Consider the following 2522-nt stretch of genomic DNA (forward strand, 5'->3'; position numbering starts at 1 on the left):
CCCATGTAGGCTCGGCACTCGGCGCCTTACCGCATTGCTGCGATAGGTTTCCGAGAGCCTGCCCCCGAACCGTACGTACATGTCTCCATGTATACGGCTCTCCACTGATAAATTCACTCTATTTGTCATGTTCATGTATTTTAGCATTACACATTTCACAGACTGCAAGGGTCTTACAGTTTCTTTTCAGCATATTTCTGTTCCATACATACTCTGTCGATAGAGTTTTTAGTGTGCGAACGTGATGCATGACCGTTGAACCTTCTGCTCCACACATTTCGCAGCGATTAGTTTTGAGCCTTTCCACTAATGTGGGATAGGGAACTAAAACTGTAAATGGTTGTGTGTCGCATCCTTTGTCTGTTATTCCAATTTGACGTTTAAAGCCACCATCATAGAAAATTCTATATTGACCTCGCCCTTTGTCATCCGTGTATGGAATAATAAATTGCTTGTTTTTATAGAATCGTTTCATGATCTTACTTATTGAGCTTCTTAGCTTTTGAGCAAGGGTCATGTACATACTATATTCCATGATGTAACCAAACTTGGAACATGTTGCAGAAACGTTATTAGCGATACGATAATAGTTGTAGAAACCACGTATTTCCCAATTGTATTGGGCTAATATATCTTGTGGTTTCTTTGCTGTCAGGGATGACCGTGATTTTGGCTTCCATATTTCGCAACCTTTGACTTGTTCAAAGCTTATGGCATTGTAATATTTCAGTTTTTTCTTCACAGTTTCCATCGGCAGCAATAGCATAACTCTCCCATTGAAGTTACGTTGAAGGATACCTTTGCGATTGCGTTTCATCGCAGAGGACTTTCTGACAGAGATTTCATATCCGAGGAATTTCGCATTATCTTGCGCATGAGTTATCAGCGTTTTCTCCGCTGACAGTTCAAGTTTAAGAGAATCACTCATGTATTGTGCAATTTCTATCTTAATCTTTTCGCAATCTGCTTTAGAGCCAATGACTCCAATTAGGAAATCATCAGCATACCTCACATATTTTAATCTTCTGTAATTCTCGTCCACTTCATGACGACAAGGAGTTTTACGCATTTCCAACTGTAGGCTTTTAACCTTTTCTGTGAGTTCTGCTTTTACACGAAGATCGGTTTCGGATTTAACTTTCTTCCTTAGATTAACCGCTTGGGTATTCATCTGGAAGTAAACTGCATTACGTTGTCTTTCTTCTCCCTTATTAAATATTTTCGCATACTCACTTATATACTTATCGAATTGGTCAAGATAGATATTAGCTAAAATTGGGCTAATAATACCGCCTTGAGGCGTTCCAGAGTAAGTGTGATTATACTTCCATTCTTCAATATATCCAGCGTTGAGGAATTTTCTGATTAGTCTCAGGAAACGTTCGTCTGATATTCGCTCACGAAGAGTGCCTATCAGAATATTGTGGTCTATGTTGTCGAAGAAGCCTTTAATATCTCCCTCGATAAACCACCTTGCTCCCGTAAACTGTCGTTGAATATGTGTTAGTGCAGTGTGGCAACTTTTATATGGTCTAAAGCCATGGGAAGTACTTTCAAAGTGTCCTTCATATATAGCTTCCAAAACCATGCGTGTTACCTCTTGAACCAACTTATCCTCAAAGGAGGGTATTCCTAATGGACGACTTTTTCCATCCTTTTTAGGAATATATATTCTCCTTGCTGGTTGGGGTTGATAAGTCTCATTTCTGAGGCTTTCAATAAGACATTCTATTCTCTGAATACTCATTTGGTCTATTGTCTGACCATCTGTGCCTGGTGTCATATTACCTTGCTTAGCGTAAATACGCTGATAGGCAACAAAGAACATCTCCTCATTGAATAGGACGCGATACAGCCTTTCGTACTTATAGTCCGAAACTTTGCTGTGCAAACATAGAGTGCTTAATACTTTCTCTGGATTTCTCATACGTCTCTCACGTTTTCCTTTGATTAATATTAAAATTATCAGCTGCTTCCCTTCGCCATGTACAAGGCTTTCCCTTGCTCGGACTACTATGGAAGCTCCGTTGCCATGCCGAATATTCAAGAGCAAACTCTATAGCCTTACGGCCTTTCGGTTTAGGCAATCCCCATTTAGTGTGCGTAATAACTATTAGCGCGATAGACTGTCGGATGCGATTTACATCCATTGTTCCGCTTATTGCGGTTGTGCTATGGTTAGTTCTGGCTCTTCCCCCCAGAAGACTGGGAAAGAGTACCACAGTATGACGTGTATAATTGTCTTCCGTCATAGCTTCTACAGCTGCCACAGGACTATCGTTCAACCAATCAGGCTTCATCCTCGTGTCTATCTTTCTTCCTCGCAATTCAGTCGCAACCTGACAATTAGTTGACTTGTCGCTTTTCCGACATGCTACACTCCCCCTTGGGTTTCCCCTTAGGATAAGTCGGCTGGAAGTAGGTTTTCTTTTCATTGTTATAAAATTTGAACTCTAACCTAATCTCTTGCTAAAGAGATATTTATTACGCACCCTTATGGGCGCACCATCGGTATAAAATGG

Annotated in this window: 2 protein-coding genes; both read right to left on the bottom strand. The window is 40.6% G+C overall.

Annotated elements, in window-relative coordinates; genetic code table 11:
- Positions 1 to 118: 118 nt before the first annotated feature.
- A complete protein-coding gene (locus BGC7_RS17115; RefSeq protein ID WP_050702824.1) occupies positions 119 to 1927 on the bottom strand; it encodes a reverse transcriptase domain-containing protein in 1809 nt (602 codons plus the stop codon).
- Between the two features lie 7 nt (positions 1928 to 1934).
- Positions 1935 to 2435, bottom strand: coding sequence for a hypothetical protein (locus tag BGC7_RS17120; RefSeq protein WP_050702825.1), 501 nt, complete (start codon positions 2433 to 2435; stop codon positions 1935 to 1937).
- Positions 2436 to 2522: the final 87 nt, after the last annotated feature.

The organism is Dysgonomonas sp. BGC7, assembly GCF_001261735.1.
Classification (GTDB): Bacteria; Bacteroidota; Bacteroidia; order Bacteroidales; family Dysgonomonadaceae; genus Dysgonomonas.